Raw genomic sequence first — 16,073 nt, 5'->3', positions numbered from 1 at the left:
TGGGTCAGCTTAAAAAGGATTGGCTGAGCGGATCGCGGGAATGATGCAGCACTCTGATGATATTCACCTCCCGCCTCTGCTGTCGAAAATAAATCAGGTGGTTGGCGACGGGCAATACCCATAGGCCGGGGGTCGATTGCATCGAGGTTTCTGCCGAGTTGGTGGTGGCTAAGGTTATCGAAAGCCTGATGCAGGTGGCGCAGATAATCTTCGGCCACCTGTAAGCCAAAGTGCGCCAACCCGTAAAAATAGATCTCTTCCATATCGTCCAACGCTTTTGGACGAACGGTTACTTTTCTGCGCATCCTCTTGCTTTGCTCCGTATTCTTTCCATGAACACATCACGATCCCATTCGACGGCCTCACCGCTGTTTTCTTCTTCGGCGATCAGGCGCCTAAGCTCTTCCAGCTTTGAGGCGGCGGTACGTTCGCGCAAGGTGCGCACCGATTCGCGGATGACTTCACTGGGCGTGCGGTAATCGCCGCTGGCCACCAGGTCTTCGACGAAGCTACGCAGTTCGTCACCCAGATCTACCGTTAATGTTCTGCCCATTGTTCCTCCTCACTTTCGGCTATGCTGCGTCATTGTAAGATTAGTTCTTACATTGTGCACGTCAAACTATCAGGATCTCAATAGCGGTCCCGTCATGAGGGCGGGAGTCACCCGTTTATTCATTAAGGATAACCATGAACGAAATCACTGTGTCACGCCTCGGTTGCATCGTCCTGTCCCTGTTTCCGGCCCTGTGGGGGCTGTTCAGCCTGTTAAACAATACGGCGGATTTTGCCGGCACCGCGCGCAATGCGGTGGGGCCATTGCTTGCCATGCAGGATACCTATCAGACGCCGGGGCTGATGTGGCGCGCGATCAGCGCCGACTGGGCCTGCATGTTGGGGTTGGCGGTCATCACCACGCTGGAAACGCTGGCCGGTCTATTCGCGGCGGCAGGCGTGGTGTTGATGATCGGGCGATTGAAAGGCCCTTACGCCGCCTTCGCCAAGGGTAAAGCCTGGGCGATGCTGGGGGCGATTTGCGCAATTGCGGTGTGGGGCGTCGGCTTTATGGTGGTCGCCGGCGACTGGTTTATGGCCTGGCAGGCCAAGAAGGATCCGCTGGCGGTGCAGCTGGGGGCGCTGATCTACCTGGCGCCCAATGCGTTTGCCTTGCTGTTCCTGATGCTGCAGCGGGAGCCGCGCTAAACGACGGCGGAGCGGGGCGCGGTTACAGCGCCTTGCTCATATACCAGATGCCTATCGAGCCCTGGGCGCTGGTGTAGCAGGTCTCGCCACAAATGCTCAATCCCTGACGCTGATAAAAGCGTTGGGCGCCGGTGTTGCGTTGCAGCACCTCCAGCCACAGCGTCTTTTGCCGGCGCTCGATGGCCCGCTGTTGCACCTGTTCGAACAGGCGCTGGCCATAGCCATTGCCGGCATGGCCCGGCAGGAAATAGATTTTCTGCAGCTCTGCGCCGCGGGTTTGCGTTGGCGCCAGCAGGCTGTCGACGTTGAGCCGCGCATAGCCGACGAGGGCGGCATTCTCATAGGCCAACAGCCAGCACACGTCGGGATCGCGCAGCGTCTGTTCCAGCGCGGAGACGGAAAAATCCTCGGCCAAAAAGGCCTCCAGCTCGTGTGGGTAGCGCCACAGCTCACCGAAGTGCGCGCGATAGGTGCGGATGCCGATATCGCGCACCTGCGTTAAATCTTCCAGCAATGCCTGACGGACGGTGAACATCTGTGCCCCTTTGAGTAAGAGAAATTACAGCCGTTGTTCCAGATGCCGGTGGGGCACCATCGCCTGATGCAGAATGGCGAGAACGGTGATGCCGGCAGGACGGCTGCGGTAGTAGATCCTATGGCTGGCGTAAGGAAAACTGCGTACCTCTTCGCCCAGATCGTGAAAGTGAGCTTTACCCGCTTCCGGCATGTTCGCCAGATGATGCATGACTTCTCTCATCTGCTCAAGATAGCGGCGAGATTGCGCTTGGCCCCAGTGCTCGACGGTAAAATGACGAATAGCCAGCAGATCTTGTTGGGCTTGCGGGGTGAGGCGAAACGCGGGCATATCAGTCGGTTTCGTCGGTGAGCAGACGGTTGAAGAAGGCATCGCCGTCTACTGCCTTACCGGCGTCTTCCTCGGCGGTAGCCTGCGTGATTTTTTGCTGCAGCGCGCGTAATTTGAGATCTTCCAGCGCCTGGTAGTCTTCTACCGACATGACGACGGCGACCGGTTTGCCGTTGCGATTGATTTGCACCGGTTCACGCTGCGCCTTGAGCAGCAAATCGCCGAATTGGGTTTTTGCCTCGTTCGCGGTGAGTGCGTACATTTAATCGCTCCAGTTAATTAAATCGTTCGATTTAACCATTATACGGCGCGATGAAAAAATCACCAATGCTATTCCGGCGGGCAGGTTTCGTTGGACAGATGCCGCGGCGTTTCACGGCGAAAACCCAGGCCGATGATGCGGCCGAACAGGCGCGGCAGCCAGCGGCTGTTGCCGACGCGGGCGATCAGGCGCGAACCGCCCGCCGCGCGGCGTTCGCCCGGCTTGCGCTGGCTCATTTTTATCTGCAAAAACTGGATGGCCCGGGTGGGGAATTCGCGCCGGCGCTGCACGCTCAGCAGATGCTTCAGCTGCAGCCGATGCTGGCGCAGCGGCGGGATCAGGGCATTGGCGGCGGCCACCGCGTCCTGAATCGCCAGGTTGACGCCCACGCCGCCGATCGGTGACATGGCGTGCGCGGCGTCGCCGATGCATAGCACCCCCGGTTTGGCCCAGCGATCCAGACGATCGATGCGGATGCTCAGCAGCTTCACCTGATCCCACTCGACGATCTCCTGCAGACGATCGTCCTGGAATGGCGCCACCTCGGCGAGGTGCAGCAAAAATTTCTCCAGGCCGATACCGCGGATCGCGTCGAAGCTGCCTTTATCGATCGAGTAGCCGCACTGCCAGTAGTCGCCGCGATCGATCATGATGAAGTTCTGCTTCGGCCCGGTGTGGCCCATCGACCAGGCCGGATCGCCCGGCTGCTTGCTGAGCTTCATCCACACAACGTCGCGCGGCGCGCCGAAGGAACGGCTGCTGAGCGCCGCCTGCTCGCGCACCACCGAGTTGCGGCCGTCGGTGCCGATCACCAGCTGGCTGCGCACGCGGATCGGGCCTTCCGGCGTGTCGGCCAGCACGCCGCATACCTGGCCGCGGTCGTACAGCAGCTCATGAACCTGCGCCGAGGTCAGCAGCCTGAAGTTGGGGAAGGCGGCGGCCTGCTGGGCCAAAAAGTTGAGGAACTCCCACTGCGGCATAAAGGCGATAAATTTGCAGCGCGTCGGCAGGCGGGTGAAATCCGCCAGCTTGATGTCGCGCCCGGCGACTTCGGCGTGCAGGGACTCCGCACGCTGGTGCGGCAACGTCAGCAGTTCGTCGAGCAGGCCCAGTTGGTGCATGACTTCCAGCGTCGACGGGTGAATGGTGTCACCGCGAAAATCGCGCAGGAAGTCGGCGTGCTTCTCCAGCACCGTCACGTCGATCCCCGCCCGCGCCAGCAGATAGCCGAGCATCAGCCCGGCGGGGCCGCCCCCCACGATGCAGCAGGTGGTGGCGTAAGGTGTGATCGGTGATGACGGCATGGCGGTTGACCCCGGAGAGCGGCCGCATCCCGCGAGCCGCAAGTGAATGTTTAATGTTGATAATGATTATCAATATCAAGTTTGACTGTCAACCCGCGGCGCAGTGTGGTCAAAGGGGGCGGACAGAGGGGCGTAATCGGCGGGCAGGGTGAAACGGTATTGCATCGCGAGCATAAGGATTCTCCGGAAAGACATTGACCCGGAGAGCGTGACACGCCATCTTTATCAGTAAAATCGGTATTATTTTGATTGATGGTTCAAAAAATCAGGACGGTCAGCATGGGGCGAATAACGTTCGATCTCGAGGATTTGCGCAGCTTCGTCACCGGCGTCGAGCTGGGCAGCTTCGCCAAGGCGGCTGAACGGCTGGGGCGTTCGACGTCGGCGGTCAGCGCCCACCTGAAAAAGCTGGAACAGCAGGTCGGCGCGCCGATCCTGCGCAAGGCTGGGCGCGGCATGGTGATGACCGAGGCGGGGGAAACCCTGCTCGGCTACGCGCGCCGTCTGCTGGAGCTCAATGACGAAGCCGCCGCCGCGGTGCGCGGGTTGGATCTGCAGGGCACGGTGCGGCTGGGGTTGCAGGAGGATTTCGGCGAGACGTTTCTGCCGCAGGTGTTGGGCAGCTTCGCGCGCGCCAATCCGAAGGTGCGCATCGAGGCGCGCATCGCCCGCAATGCCGAGCTGATCGACTGGGTGCTGAAAGGCCAGCTGGATCTGTCGCTGGCGTGGGATGGCGGTTTGAGCACGCCGTTTCATCAGGCGCTGGGGCAGCGGCAGCTGCACTGGATCGCCTCGCCCGGCTTCGCGCTGGCGCCGTGGCGAGAAGGGGATGAGCCCTTGCCGTTGGTGATGTTCGACGCGCCCTGTCTGATGCGCAGCGCGGCGACGCAGGCGCTGGATCGCGCCGGTATTCCCTGGCGCATCGCCTTTACCAGCCGCAGCCTGAATGGCGTTTGGGCGGCGGTGAGCGCCGGGTTGGGCGTCACGGTGCGCACGGCGGCGGGCTTACCGCCCGGCCTGTCACCGCTGGCCCCCGATCTGCTGCCCGCTCTTGGCCAACTCGGCGTGGTGCTGCACCGCGCCGAGGATCAGCCTTCGGCCGCCGTGCAGCGGCTGGCGCAGATCGTGGTCGAGCGGATCGAAACCTAATCTTGGGCGATTGGCTGCTTGCCGCTCAGCTGGCCCCATTCGCTCCAGGCACCGTCATACAGCTTGACCTGCGGCGCGCCGAGCGACAACAAGCCAAACGCCAGCACCGCCGCCGTCACGCCGGAGCCGCAGCTGGTGATGATCGGGCCGTTGATGTCCACCCCCTTGTCGCTGAAGGTTTGGCGCAGTGCCTCCAGCGATTTGAAACGGCCGTTCTCCAGCAGCTCGCCGTACGGAATGTTGATGCTGCCCGGAATGTGACCGCGGTGCAGGCCGGGACGCGGCTCCGGCGCTTCGGCATGGAAACGCGGCGCGGCGCGCGCGTCGAGAATTTGCACCGGCGTGCCTAGCGCCTGTTCCACTTGCCGCATATCCACCACCGCGTCGGCGTTGAACCGGGCGTTGAACGTCTGCGGGGCAGGCTGCGCCGGGCCGGTTGCCAGCGCTTGCCCCAGCGCGGTCCAGCCGTTCAGCCCTTCGTCCAGTACGTAAACATGCTCGGCGCCGAAATTGCGGAAGGTCCACCAGCCGCGCGGTGCGGAGAACTGGTTGCCCTCGTCGTAAATCACCAGGGTATCGCGCTCGCTGATGCCCAGTTTGCCCACCGCCGCGCCAAACTCCGCCGCCGTCGGCAGCATGTGCGGCAGCGCGGTGTTTTTGTCCGCCACGTCGTCGATGTCGAAATAGACCGCGCCGGGGATATGGCCGCGTTCGAACTCGGCAAGCATGTCCTTTTTCGGCGTTAGCCCCACCGGCGACATCCGAACGTCGATCACCACCAGATTTTCATCGTTGATATGTTGCGCAAGCCATTGGGGAGTCACCAGAAACGGAGAGTTCATCGTTATTGTTCGCCTGTTGTGAAAACGGATTTTCACTATACACCAGGCCGCGCGGGGATGAAGTATGATGTTCGGTCAAAGGCGATGGGCCGGGAGCGGAGAAATCATGACGGACGAGGCGTTTGGCGGGGCCAAGATCGCGCTGCTGTGCGACGATCGCTTGCTGGTTTACCAACGGGACGACAAGCCGGGCATTCCATGGCCCGGTCAATGGGATCTGCCTGGCGGCGGGCGGGAAAACGGCGAAACGCCGCTGCAGTGCGTGCAGCGGGAAACGCAGGAAGAGTTCGGCGTGACGATCGCGGATTGTCAGGTTGTCTGGCGGCGGCGCTACGATGGCGTTCTGCCCGGCTCCCCGCCGACCTGGTTTATGGCCGGCGAGATCGCCCCGGCGCAGATCGCCGCCATTCGCTTTGGCGACGAAGGCCAGCGCTGGCGGATGATGCCGGTGGCGCAGTTTATTGAGCATCCGCAGGGCATCGAGCATCTGCGCCGCCGGGTGGCGGCGTATTGGCGGCGGCGCGGTGGATGACGGTATTTCAGCGCGTCGCCAGTTGATTGATCTGCGGCGGCTCCAGGATGCGCAAGGCGGTTTCCCGGCGCGCCACCGCCAGCATCGCCAGCCCGATTCGTTCGGTGCTGCTCACCTGCGAGGGAAACAGCCGCAATGCGCCGAGCCACAGCGGTTTGAACAGCCGATAAATCAGATCGTATGTACGGACTTTGGAGCGAATGCCGTGCAGCGGCACAATGGCGCCGGGGCGGAACATCACCGCGTGGAACGGCAGCGCCAGCAGTGCGTTTTCGGTGGCGCCCTTGACCCTGGCCCACATGCTGCGGCCGCGTTCGCTGCTGTCGGTGCCGACGCCGGAAACGTAGATGAAGACCATCGTCGGGTTCAGCGTCGCCAACGGGCGAGCCGCGGCCAGCGTCAGGTCGTAAGTTACCGAGCGATACTCGGCTTCGCTCAGGCCGGCGGACGAAATCCCCAGACAGAAGAAACAGGCGTCGTAGCCGGCGAGCTGCGGCTCCAGCGCCGACAGGTCACGCAGGTCGGGCAGGGAGAGCTGGCGCAGTTTGGCGTGGCTCTGCGCCAACGGGCGCCGGCCGATGCTGAGCACTTCGCTGACCCGCGGATCGCGCAGGCATTCTCGCAGCGCGCCCTGGCCCACCATGCCGCTGGCGCCGAAGATAATCACTTTCATGCTCTGTCCTCCCGATGGTCGGCTGCACGCTGAGTGCGCCAGCGGCTGGGCGTCAGCGCTTCCCACTGAATAAAGGCGCGGCTGAACGAATTCAGCTCTTCGAATCCCAGCACAAAGGCGATTTCGCCCGGCTCGAGATCGGTATCCGCCAACAAGCGGCAGGCGGTACGATGGCGAGTTTTGTCCAGCAGCTGCTGGTAGCTGTAGCCGTGCCGTTGCAGACGGCGCTGCAGCGTGCGCGGGCTGAGATAGAGCTCCGCGGCCACGCTGTTGACGCTGGGGCGCTGGCCGCGCATGCTGCGGCCGAGGATCGCCATCACCTGCATCGGTAAGTTTTGCTCGGCGCACACCTCGGCCAACTCGGCCTCCAGCTCCGGCAGCAGCTGCGCCAACATGTCCTGATCATAAGTGATGAGCGGCTGCCGCATCAGCGCGCGATCGAACACCAGCACGTCCTGCGGCGCGTCGAATCGCACCGGGCAGCCGAAGTGGCGCAGCAGCGGCGAGTGGGGATCGCGACGGCGGGTCACCTCAAGCGCCTTGGGCTGCAGCGGTAAACCGGTGCCACGGCGGCACAGGGTGGTGATAGAGGCGAACATGGTGTCTATCAGCAATTCCGGCGTAGGGTCCTCGATCATCGTCCAACGCGTATGCAGCCGAACGCTGTCGCCATCTTCCTCCAGCATCAGTTCTTCCGGGCACACCAACCGTTTGTAGCGCGCGACTTTACGCAGCGCTTCGCCCATCGTGGCGGAGTGCAGTGCGGCGACTGACGCGATATCGTAATGCTCCGGCGCGACGTCGCCGCCCAGCCGCAGACCAAAGGCGGGATCGTCGCTCAGTTGGGCGAGGGCGCGCCAGACGGCGAAGAACTGGTGGGTGGTCAACCGCACTTTTACGCGCCGCTCGCTGAGCAGCCCGGCGGGCAAGCCGGCTAACTGACCGACCCGTTCGAGATCGACGCCTTGCGCCGCGAGGCGCACCGCCAACGCGTTGGAAACCGGAATTTGATCGCTGCTCATGGTTGTTGCCTGCCAGTGGTAAGAGAAGGCATTACTCTAAAACAGCCCGTCCGTGCGCCGATAATCCGATCGCGTCAAGATTTAATCCGATTGCGCCAAACTGTCGGTTGGCATCAGCGCCTGGATGGTGGCGCCGACCCGTTGTACCGCCTGTTCGATCTCCGTCGTCAGCGTCGGCGCATAGTTGATGCGCAGACAGTTGCGGTACTTGCCGGCGGCGGAAAAAATGCTGCCGACGGCGATTTGTACGCCTTGCTGCTCGAGATGGCGGTTTAGCCGCAGGGTATCGAACGCTTCGTCCAATTCGATCCACAGCATAAAACCGCCGCGCGGCCGGCTGACGCGGGTGCCGACCGGGAAGTGTTTCAGGATCAAATCGGTCATGCGATCGCGGTTCTGCTGGTAGCGGGCGCGCATGCGCCGCAGGTGCTGCAGATAGTGCCCGCTGCGGATAAATTCGGCGATCGCCAGCTGCGGCTGGGTGGCGGTGGCGCCGGAGCCGATGAACTTCATGTGTAGCACCCGCTCCAGATAGCGGCCGGGCGCGATCCAGCCCACGCGCAGCCCCGGCGCCAGCGTTTTGGAAAACGAGCTACACAGCAGCACGCGGCCGTCGTCGTCGAACGACTTGATGGTGCGCGGCCGCGGGTAGTGATAGGCGATGTCGCCGTAAACGTCATCCTCGATGATCGCCGCATCGTGGCGTTGCGCCAGCGTCAGCAGCCGCTGTTTATGGGCGTCGGGCATGATGTAGCCCAGCGGGTTGTTGCAGTTGGGCGTCAGCAGAATGGCCTTGATCGGCCACTGTTCAAGGGCCATCTCCAGCGCGGCCAGGCTGACGCCGGTGAGCGGATCGGTGGGGATTTCCAGCGCTTTGATGCCCAATCCCTTCAGCGTTTGCATGGTGCCGTGGAAGCAGGGGGAATCGACCGCCACGATGTCGCCGGGTTGGCAAACGGCGCGCAGCCCGGCGGAGATCGCTTCCTGGCAACCGGTGGTGATCAGCAACTGATCGGCACCGATATGGCAGCCGGAATCCAGCAGCAGACGAGCGACCTGTTCACGCAGCGCGGTCACGCCCTGAATGCTGTCGTAATAAAGGCTGCGCAGGTCGCCGTGGCGGGCGGCGTTGCGCAGGGCGACAATCAGCGGTTTCATCGTCGGCTCGGCGACGTCCGGCATGCCGCGCCCCAGTTGGATCAGGCCTTCGCGCGGCCGGCTGCGCACCAGCTCCAGCACCTGCTCCCATTGCGAAATGTCCACCGGCCGCTGCACCGGCGCCGTCATAGCGGGCAGCTCGGCCTGAGCGCGCCGCGTATGCACGAAGTAGCCCGACTTCGGCCGCGCTTCCACCAGGCGCTGTTCCTCGAGCAGCCGGTAGGCTTGCTGCACCGTGCTGATGCTGACGCCGTGCTCCTGGCTCAATGCGCGCACCGAAGGCAGGCGATGGCCGGCCGGATACAACCCTTGCTGAATGCGTTGGCTGAGAATGGCGGCCAGCGTGGCGTAGCGTGTCATACAGAGGCCTCTCATCGGCGGTAAGAATTAAAAAACCGGTACAGATGCTTTCAAAGTAAACCATTCAGTGGGTTTTTTGGTGCAGCTGTATGAAAAAAATAGCGCCAGCGTGAATCTGTATTGTTTTTCTCTCGGCGAGCATGATGACTGCAACGCGAAAACATCAGGGAGAATAACAAGATGGCTCTGTTTACTGGCGCGCCGCGGCGGCGCTCATTCGGTGGGTCACGCTGGCGTCTGTATCTGCAACGCTACAGGACGCGAAAAGAATTATTATTGCTGGACGATGCGCGGCTGATCGATATTGGTTTGTCGCGTGCAGAAGCGCTGCGTGAAGGATGTAAACCTTTCTGGAAAGAATAGATAAGAGGAAAACCGATGCTGAGAGTCTTGGGCAAGGCTTCATCAATCAACGTGCGCAAAGTGTTATGGACCTGTCAGGAGCTGGGGCTGACGCTGGAACGGGAAGACTGGGGCAGCGGCTTTCGCTCCACGCAGGAGCCGGCGTTTCTGGCGCTGAATCCCAACGGCCTGGTGCCGGTGCTGATTGACGGCGAGCGGGTGCTGTGGGAGTCGAACACCATTTGCCGCTATCTGGTGGGGCGGGAAGGGCGCCGCGATCTGCTGCCGCAGGAACCCGGCGCGCGCGCGGCGGTGGAGATGTGGATGGACTGGCAGGCCACCGATCTGAACGGCGCCTGGCGCTATGTGTTCATGTCGCGCGTGCGCGGGCATGCGGATTACCAAGATGCCGCCAGCCTGGCCGCCGCCGAACGCGAGTGGAATCGGCTGATGGGGCTGCTGGACAGGCATTTGGCGCAGCACGGCCCTTATGCCGCCGGCGCCACCTTCACGCTGGCGGACGTGGTGCTGGGGCTGTCGCTGAACCGCTGGCTGATGACGCCGTTCGAGCGGCCGAATTATGCGGCGCTGGCGGCCTATCAGCAGCGCCTGCTGCAACGCCCTGGCTACGTGCAACACGGTGCCAACGGTTTACCGTAATATGAAATAAATGGTTCATTTTATCCCGTCCGGATACGACCAGCCGCGTCCGGGCTTTCCTCATTGCATCATCCCGTCAACGTTTCATGAACGGCATCACGAATATGAACTTTATTTTCCCGCGTGCTTGTTATTGAAATTTATATTCCATATAAACCCGTTATCAATCGGCGCGTTTCATTGAGCCGCGCCTGGTTCTACACAGAATTTCGGTCACGGGAGAAAATGATGAAACAGGTACGCGTTGGGTTAATCGGCACCGGTTATATCGGGCGTTGTCACGCTATCGCTTATGCGCAGGCCCCCACGGTATTTCCCCTTAAAGGGGATCTGGTGCTGGAGATGCTGGCGGAGGTGACGCCCGAGCTGGCGGCGCAGCGCGCGGCCGAGTTCGGCTTTGCGCGTTCGACCGGCGACTGGCGGCAGCTGGTGGCCGATCCGGCGATCGACGTGGTAGACATCTGCGCCCCTAATTTCTTGCACAAAGAGATGGCGCTGGAGGCGATCCGCCACGGCAAGCACGTATATTCGGAAAAACCGCTGGCGCTGGACGCCGCCGACGCGGCGGAGATGGTGCAGGCCGCCCGCGCCAAGGGCGTGAAAACGCTGGTCGGTTTCAACTACATGAAGAACCCGACCAGCCAGCTGGCGCGCGAGATCATCGCCAACGGCGAAATCGGCGAGGTGGTGCATTTTTACGGCACCCACAATGAGGATTACCTGGCCGACCCGCGCACGCCGATCGACTGGCACTGCCGCCGCGCCAGCGCCGGGCTGGGCGCGTTGGGGGATCTGGCGGCGCACATCGTCAATATGGCGCACTACCTGGTGGGCGATATCGTGGCGGTCTCTGGCGATATGCAGACCGTGATCAAGCAGCGCCCGGACCCGCAAGACCCGGCGCGCCTGCTGCCGGTGGAAAACGAAGATCAGGCCAGTGCACTGCTGCGTTTCGCCGGCGGGGCGATGGGCACGATCGAAACGTCGCGCATCGCCTGCGGGCGCAAGATGGGGCTGACCTATGTGGTCACCGGCACCAAAGGCACGCTGAGTTATACCCAGGAACGGATGGCGGAGCTGAAGCTGTATCGGCATGATGAACCGGCGGAGCGGCAGGGGTTCAAGACGTTGCTGGTGGGGCCGAAGCACCCGGACTATGCGGCGTTTTGCATCAGCGCCGGGCACGGCATTGGTTTTAACGATCAGAAAACGGTGGAGATCCGCGATCTGGTCAACGGCATCGCCGCGGGCGATCGCATGTGGCCGGACTTTGAAGAAGGCTGGAAGGTGTCTTGCGTGCTGGATGCGATAGCCACCTCCGCCGAGCAGCGGCGCTGGCTGGAGATCAACCGCGATTGACAATAAAATGGCGCTCTCCGTGGACAGCGCCATTAATTTGCTACTTTACTAACTTAGTATCTTATTAAGCTAGTTGCGTAATAAGTTGCTGGGCTGGCAACTTAGAACGAGAAGCACGAACAGCCGAACGCGCCCCAGAAGGCATTCTCGTCCGACACCGGGATGCTGGAGCGGCGCGCAATGTCATGCTGATGCGCGTGTACGCCGCACGGGCCGCAGCATTGGTGCGCCTGGCTCACTACCCCGACGCGGGCCGCCGCCGACGGCGGCGCGGAGCGGTAGTGGCCCGGCACTTGAGTGACCGGTGACCACTCCGGCAGCACCGGCAGCGGCGGTGGCGCCAGCGGCGAGAAGCTGCCAGCGGCGTAGACCACTTTGCCATCCACCACCGTCATCACCGACTCGATGCCTTTGATCTGCTCTTCCGGCACGCTGAAATAGTCCTGCGACAGCACCGCCATATCCGCCAACTGACCGACCTTGATCTGGCCTTTCTTGCCCTGTTCGGTGGAGAACCAGGCGCTCCCTTGCGTCCACAGCATCAGCGCCGTTTCGCGATCCAGACGGGCGCTGTCGTCGTACATCGCCATGCCGCCGACGGTGCGGCCGGAGACCAGCCAGTACAGCGCCGTCCACGGGTTGTAGCTGGCGACGCGGGTGGCGTCGGTGCCCAGCCCGACCGGCAGCTCAGCCGCCAGCATTTTCGCTACCGGCGGCGTATGTTTGGTGGCTTCGATGCCGTAGCGATCGGCGAAATATTCGCCCTGGAACGCCATGCGATGCTGCACCGCAATGCCGCCGCCCAGCGCCTTGACGCGCTCAATATTGCGTTCGGTAATGGTTTCGGCGTGGTCGAACAGCCAGTGCAGGCCGTTGAACGGAATGTCGCGGTTCACCTTCTCGAACACGTCCAGCATGCGGCTGATGGATTCGTCATAGGTGGCGTGCAGGCGGAACGGCCAGCGGTGCTCGACCAGATGGCGCACCACTCGCTCCAGCTCGTCTTCGGTGCCCGGCGGCAGATCCGGGCGCGGCTGCAGGAAGTCTTCGAAGTCGGCGGCGGAAAACACCAGCATCTCGCCGGCGCCGTTGTGGCGATAGAAATCGGTGCCCTGGCCTGGCTTGAGCATATCAGTCCACAGCTCGAAGTCTTCCAGTTCCTGCTTCGGCCGTTGGGTGAACAGGTTATAGGCGATACGGATGGTCAGCTGCTTTTTCTCGTGCAGCTCGGCGATCACCTGATAATCCTCCGGGTAGTTCTGGAAACCGCCGCCGGCGTCGATGGCGCTGGTGAGGCCGAGGCGGTTCAGCTCACGCATGAACTGTCGGGTGGAGTTGACCTGCTGTTCCAGCGGCAGCTTCGGCCCTTTCGCCAGCGTGGCGTACAGGATCATGGCGTTGGGTTTGGCGATCAGCATGCCGGTCGGGTTGCCGTTGGCGTCGCGCTGGATCTCGCCGCCCGGTGGGTTCGGCGTGTCTTTGGTGTAGCCGACCACCTTCAGCGCCGCGCGGTTGAGCAGCGCGCGATCGTAGAGATGCAGAATAAATACCGGCGTGTCCGGCGCCGCCTGGTTGATTTCGTCCAGCGTTGGCATGCGGCGTTCGGCAAACTGGAATTCGGTCCAGCCGCCGACCACCCGTACCCATTGCGGGCTCGGCGTGCGCAGCGCCTGCTCTTTTAACATGCGCAGCGCGTCGGCCAGCGAAGGCACGCCTTCCCAGCGCAGCTCCAGGTTGTAGTTCAGGCCGCCGCGGATCAGGTGCAGGTGCGAGTCGTTCAGGCCCGGAATGGCGGTGTGGCCATGCAGGTCGATCACCTGGGTTTCCGGCCCGGCGTGCTGCATGACTTCGCCTTCGCTGCCGACCGCCAGAAACTTGCCGTCGCGGATGGCGACCGCCTGTGCGGTAGGATTTTGGCGATCGACGGTGTGAAACTTGCCGTTGGTGATGATCAATGAAGCGTGGTGGTTCATAACATTCTCCCGGCGAACCGCCTAGCGGCGGGTCAGCCATTGATGAAAAACGCGAGTCACGATGGGCATCCACAGGTACACCACCAGGGCGACCACGGTGGCGTCATTGAGAAAATGGCCGAGCAGCGTGCCGTCCAGCTGCGGCAGCGCCAGCCCCCAAAACCAGGGCACCAGATTGGTGGAAGGGAAGATCACCAGCAGGGTGATGATGAACTGCTTCCACTGGGGCGGCTGGCGCACGTTGGGGTTGGGTGGGGTAAACCAGAACTCCGCGCCGGGGCGGATCTCGATATGGTCGTTCTCCAGCAACAGCGGAGTGACTTCTTCGATGTATTGCTTGCGCAGCGGCGAGTTGAGCCAGCGGTAGAGATTGTCGACATTGTCGAAGCGGACCAGCACCGTATAGGCCTGTTCGCTGTCGGATGGGCGGATGACGTTGACGCCCAGATGGCCGGTGAAGCCCGCGGCGTCCGGCATGATGCGGTTCAGCCAGGCCTCATAGGCCTGCTCGTTCCCCGGCGCCAAACGGTGGGTGATCACCAGCGTGACATGCTGCGGATGGGCCATAAAACCGACTCCTGAAAATACCCCGGCGCGGGGCCGGGGCAGGGGGAATTATTTCACCGTGCGGGCCGGTGCGTGGTGCACCATGGTGTAAGCGTAGTCGACGCCCATGCCGTACGCGCCGCTGTGTTCGCGCACCAGCGCCATCACCGCGTCGTAGGTGTCTTTGCGTGCCCAGTCGCGTTGGTACTCCAGCAGCACCTGTTGCCAGGTCACCGGTACGGCGCCGGCTTGCACCATGCGATCGATCGAGCGTTCGTGCGCATCGACGGAGGTGCCGCCGGAGGTGTCGGTCACCACGTACACTTCATAGCCGGCTTCCAGCGCCATCAGCGCTGGGAAGGTCAGGCAGACTTCGGTCCACAGCGCGGAGATCACCAGCTTTTTGCGGCCAGTGGCTTCCACGGCTTTGACGAAGGCCGCGTCTTCCCAGGAGTTCATCGAGGTACGTTCAATCGGGGTGATTTCAGGGTGTACCGCCAGCAGTTCCGGCCAGATATAGCCGCTGAAGCTTTCGGTTTCGACCGAGGTGAAAAGGGTGGGGACGTTGAAAATCTTGCCTGCCTTCGCCAAACCAACAACGTTGTTTTTCAGTTGCTGACGATCAATATTAGCCACGCCGAAGGCCATTTGTGGTTGATGATCGATAAAAATCAGTGCGGAGTTGTCTTTATCAAGCAGTTGAAACTTGGACATAATTTACCTTCCCAGTGATATTTCGGTTGAACATCTGATGAGTGTAACGCCGATAAAACCCATGGTAGGCAGAGGGCGATTTCAAAGATACCGCAGAATTTTTGCCGACTTGTTGAGTTTTTTTATACACGGGAGAAAGCATGAGATTAAACCTGGAAGCGCTGCTGATTTTGGACGCGCTGGACCGGCACGGATCTTTCGCCGCCGCGGCCGCCGCACTGTTTAAAACCCCTTCGGCACTGAGCTATATGGTGCAAAAGCTCGAGAACGATCTCGACATCACCCTGCTGGACCGCTCCGGCCATCGGGCGAAGTTCACCGATACCGGCAAGCTGATGCTGGAAAAAGGGCGGGTGCTGCTGCGCGCGGCGCAGGATCTGGAACAGCAGGCGCGCTACGTGGAGAACGGCTGGGAAAGCGAGATCACGCTTGGGATCGACGCCTCCTTCCCGTTTGCCCGCCTGTTGCCGCTGATCGACGAGTTCTATCGGCAGCATCACCATACCCGGCTGCGTTTCAGCCACGAGGTGCTGGCCGGTTCCTGGGAGTCGCTGGTTTACGGCTGCGCCGACATTATCATCGGCGCCATTTGCGAGCCGCCGTCGCGGGTGGGCTATGCGTTCAGCCGCCTGGGGCAGCTGGATTACGTGTTCGCCGTCGCGCCGCAGCATCCGCTGGCGGCGCTGCCGGAACCGTTGCCGAAGGATGAGATCCGTCAGCACCGGGCGGTGGTGGTGCGCGATACCTCGCGCGTCAACGCGCCGCAGAGCCTGAACCTGCTGGAAGAACAGGATACGCTGACGGTCTTCGGCTTTGACGCCAAACTGCAGGCGCAGTTGGCCGGGCTGGGCTGTGGCTATCTGCCGCGCTCTCTGGCGGAACCTTACCTGAACAGCGGCGAACTGGTGGCGAAACGCGTTGAATCTGAGCGCTGCAGCGACGCTGCCTATTTCGGCTGGCGTGAAAGCGCCAGCGGCCTGGCGGCCAAGTGGTGGCGCGAGCGCCTGCAGCGTTACGCGGATGACGGTGAGGCTTACCCAGCGGCGCAGTAAGGGCGCTCGATAAAGATTAATCCCCAATAAGGACATCGGGAATGAAAAAGACACTAGGCC

Annotated in this window: 20 protein-coding genes; 7 read left to right on the top strand and 13 right to left on the bottom strand. The window is 62.1% G+C overall.

The window, feature by feature from the left end; genetic code table 11:
- Window positions 1–4 precede the first annotated feature (4 nt).
- Together QMZ29_RS14220 and QMZ29_RS14215 are read right to left on the bottom strand one after the other, a co-directional pair.
- Window positions 5–142, bottom strand: coding sequence for a type II toxin-antitoxin system RelE/ParE family toxin (locus tag QMZ29_RS14220; RefSeq protein WP_261424357.1), 138 nt, complete (start codon window positions 140–142; stop codon window positions 5–7).
- Between the two features lie 147 nt (window positions 143–289).
- Entirely contained in the window at window positions 290–553 is a 264-nt protein-coding gene (locus QMZ29_RS14215) for a type II toxin-antitoxin system ParD family antitoxin (RefSeq protein WP_261424112.1), read from the bottom strand.
- A gap of 134 nt (window positions 554–687) precedes the next feature.
- Here QMZ29_RS14215 and QMZ29_RS14210 point away from each other — a divergent pair, with 134 nt between their 5' ends.
- The gene (locus QMZ29_RS14210; protein ID WP_049272535.1) at window positions 688–1,200 is read left to right on the top strand and encodes a DUF2165 family protein; all 513 of its coding nucleotides are present in this window, start codon (window positions 688–690) and stop codon (window positions 1,198–1,200) included.
- A 22-nt stretch (window positions 1,201–1,222) separates the two neighbouring features.
- Here QMZ29_RS14210 and QMZ29_RS14205 read toward each other — a convergent pair whose 3' ends face one another.
- From QMZ29_RS14205 to QMZ29_RS14190, 4 genes are all read right to left on the bottom strand, one after another.
- Window positions 1,223–1,735, bottom strand: a complete 513-nt coding sequence (locus QMZ29_RS14205) for a GNAT family N-acetyltransferase (protein ID WP_261424108.1) — start codon at window positions 1,733–1,735, stop codon at window positions 1,223–1,225.
- Window positions 1,736–1,759: 24 nt separating this feature from the next.
- Window positions 1,760–2,065, bottom strand: coding sequence for a type II toxin-antitoxin system RelE/ParE family toxin (locus tag QMZ29_RS14200; RefSeq protein WP_261424106.1), 306 nt, complete (start codon window positions 2,063–2,065; stop codon window positions 1,760–1,762).
- A 1-nt stretch (window position 2,066) separates the two neighbouring features.
- Window positions 2,067–2,327, bottom strand: a complete 261-nt coding sequence (locus QMZ29_RS14195) for a type II toxin-antitoxin system Phd/YefM family antitoxin (protein WP_261424104.1) — start codon at window positions 2,325–2,327, stop codon at window positions 2,067–2,069.
- 68 nt (window positions 2,328–2,395) lie between these two features.
- The gene (locus QMZ29_RS14190) at window positions 2,396–3,631 is read right to left on the bottom strand and encodes an FAD-dependent oxidoreductase (protein ID WP_230490191.1); all 1,236 of its coding nucleotides are present in this window, start codon (window positions 3,629–3,631) and stop codon (window positions 2,396–2,398) included.
- Between the two features lie 279 nt (window positions 3,632–3,910).
- On the opposite strand from QMZ29_RS14190, the gene QMZ29_RS14185 reads away from it, so the two are divergent.
- Complete coding sequence (locus QMZ29_RS14185) at window positions 3,911–4,780, top strand: LysR substrate-binding domain-containing protein (RefSeq protein WP_025302028.1); 870 nt, start codon at window positions 3,911–3,913, stop codon at window positions 4,778–4,780.
- Here QMZ29_RS14185 and sseA read toward each other — a convergent pair.
- A complete protein-coding gene (gene sseA / locus QMZ29_RS14180) occupies window positions 4,777–5,622 on the bottom strand; it encodes a 3-mercaptopyruvate sulfurtransferase (protein ID WP_043136964.1) in 846 nt (281 codons plus the stop codon). The genes QMZ29_RS14185 and sseA overlap by 4 nt on opposite strands.
- 106 nt (window positions 5,623–5,728) lie before the next feature.
- On the opposite strand from sseA, the gene QMZ29_RS14175 reads away from it, so the two are divergent.
- The gene (locus QMZ29_RS14175) at window positions 5,729–6,154 is read left to right on the top strand and encodes an NUDIX hydrolase (RefSeq protein ID WP_261424093.1); all 426 of its coding nucleotides are present in this window, start codon (window positions 5,729–5,731) and stop codon (window positions 6,152–6,154) included.
- 7 nt (window positions 6,155–6,161) lie between these two features.
- Here QMZ29_RS14175 and QMZ29_RS14170 read toward each other — a convergent pair whose 3' ends face one another.
- The 3 genes from QMZ29_RS14170 to QMZ29_RS14160 form a co-directional block, all read right to left on the bottom strand.
- Complete coding sequence (locus QMZ29_RS14170) at window positions 6,162–6,827, bottom strand: Rossmann-fold NAD(P)-binding domain-containing protein (RefSeq protein WP_025302031.1); 666 nt, start codon at window positions 6,825–6,827, stop codon at window positions 6,162–6,164.
- On the bottom strand, window positions 6,824–7,849 hold the full coding sequence (locus QMZ29_RS14165; RefSeq protein ID WP_149570239.1) for an AraC family transcriptional regulator: 1,026 nt from the start codon (window positions 7,847–7,849) through the stop codon (window positions 6,824–6,826). The genes QMZ29_RS14170 and QMZ29_RS14165 overlap by 4 nt, the downstream gene beginning before the upstream one ends.
- Window positions 7,850–7,930: 81 nt before the next feature.
- Entirely contained in the window at window positions 7,931–9,367 is a 1,437-nt protein-coding gene (locus QMZ29_RS14160) for an aminotransferase-like domain-containing protein (protein WP_049203904.1), read from the bottom strand.
- Window positions 9,368–9,547: 180 nt separating this feature from the next.
- Between QMZ29_RS14160 and QMZ29_RS14155 the strand changes: the two genes are divergently transcribed.
- From QMZ29_RS14155 to QMZ29_RS14145, 3 genes are all read left to right on the top strand, one after another.
- The gene (locus QMZ29_RS14155) at window positions 9,548–9,730 is read left to right on the top strand and encodes a DUF1127 domain-containing protein (RefSeq protein ID WP_016928567.1); all 183 of its coding nucleotides are present in this window, start codon (window positions 9,548–9,550) and stop codon (window positions 9,728–9,730) included.
- 15 nt (window positions 9,731–9,745) lie between these two features.
- Window positions 9,746–10,369, top strand: coding sequence for a glutathione S-transferase family protein (locus tag QMZ29_RS14150; protein ID WP_025302034.1), 624 nt, complete (start codon window positions 9,746–9,748; stop codon window positions 10,367–10,369).
- Window positions 10,370–10,597: 228 nt separating this feature from the next.
- Complete coding sequence (locus QMZ29_RS14145; RefSeq protein ID WP_089195652.1) at window positions 10,598–11,728, top strand: Gfo/Idh/MocA family protein; 1,131 nt, start codon at window positions 10,598–10,600, stop codon at window positions 11,726–11,728.
- A 101-nt stretch (window positions 11,729–11,829) separates the two neighbouring features.
- Here QMZ29_RS14145 and QMZ29_RS14140 read toward each other — a convergent pair whose 3' ends face one another.
- The 3 genes from QMZ29_RS14140 to QMZ29_RS14130 are packed head-to-tail and all read right to left on the bottom strand — an operon-like array spanning window position 11,830 to window position 14,961.
- Window positions 11,830–13,701, bottom strand: coding sequence for an amidohydrolase (locus QMZ29_RS14140; RefSeq protein WP_049203907.1), 1,872 nt, complete (start codon window positions 13,699–13,701; stop codon window positions 11,830–11,832).
- A 21-nt stretch (window positions 13,702–13,722) separates the two neighbouring features.
- Entirely contained in the window at window positions 13,723–14,268 is a 546-nt protein-coding gene (locus tag QMZ29_RS14135) for an antibiotic biosynthesis monooxygenase (RefSeq protein ID WP_049203908.1), read from the bottom strand.
- 48 nt (window positions 14,269–14,316) lie between these two features.
- Window positions 14,317–14,961 carry a hydrolase gene (locus tag QMZ29_RS14130; RefSeq protein ID WP_004939390.1) on the bottom strand — a complete coding sequence of 215 codons (645 nt, stop codon included), beginning with the start codon at window positions 14,959–14,961 and terminating at the stop codon, window positions 14,317–14,319.
- A gap of 140 nt (window positions 14,962–15,101) precedes the next feature.
- Here QMZ29_RS14130 and QMZ29_RS14125 point away from each other — a divergent pair, with 140 nt between their 5' ends.
- Complete coding sequence (locus QMZ29_RS14125) at window positions 15,102–16,013, top strand: LysR substrate-binding domain-containing protein (RefSeq protein WP_025302038.1); 912 nt, start codon at window positions 15,102–15,104, stop codon at window positions 16,011–16,013.
- The last annotated feature ends 60 nt before the right edge of the window (window positions 16,014–16,073 follow it).

Origin of the sequence: Serratia sp. PF-27 (assembly GCF_030053255.1) — a bacterium.
In the GTDB taxonomy this organism is placed as follows: Bacteria; Pseudomonadota; Gammaproteobacteria; order Enterobacterales; family Enterobacteriaceae; genus Serratia; species Serratia bockelmannii.
Note: the sequence above shows the minus strand (reverse complement) of the source record. Positions and strands in the feature narration are given on the sequence as shown.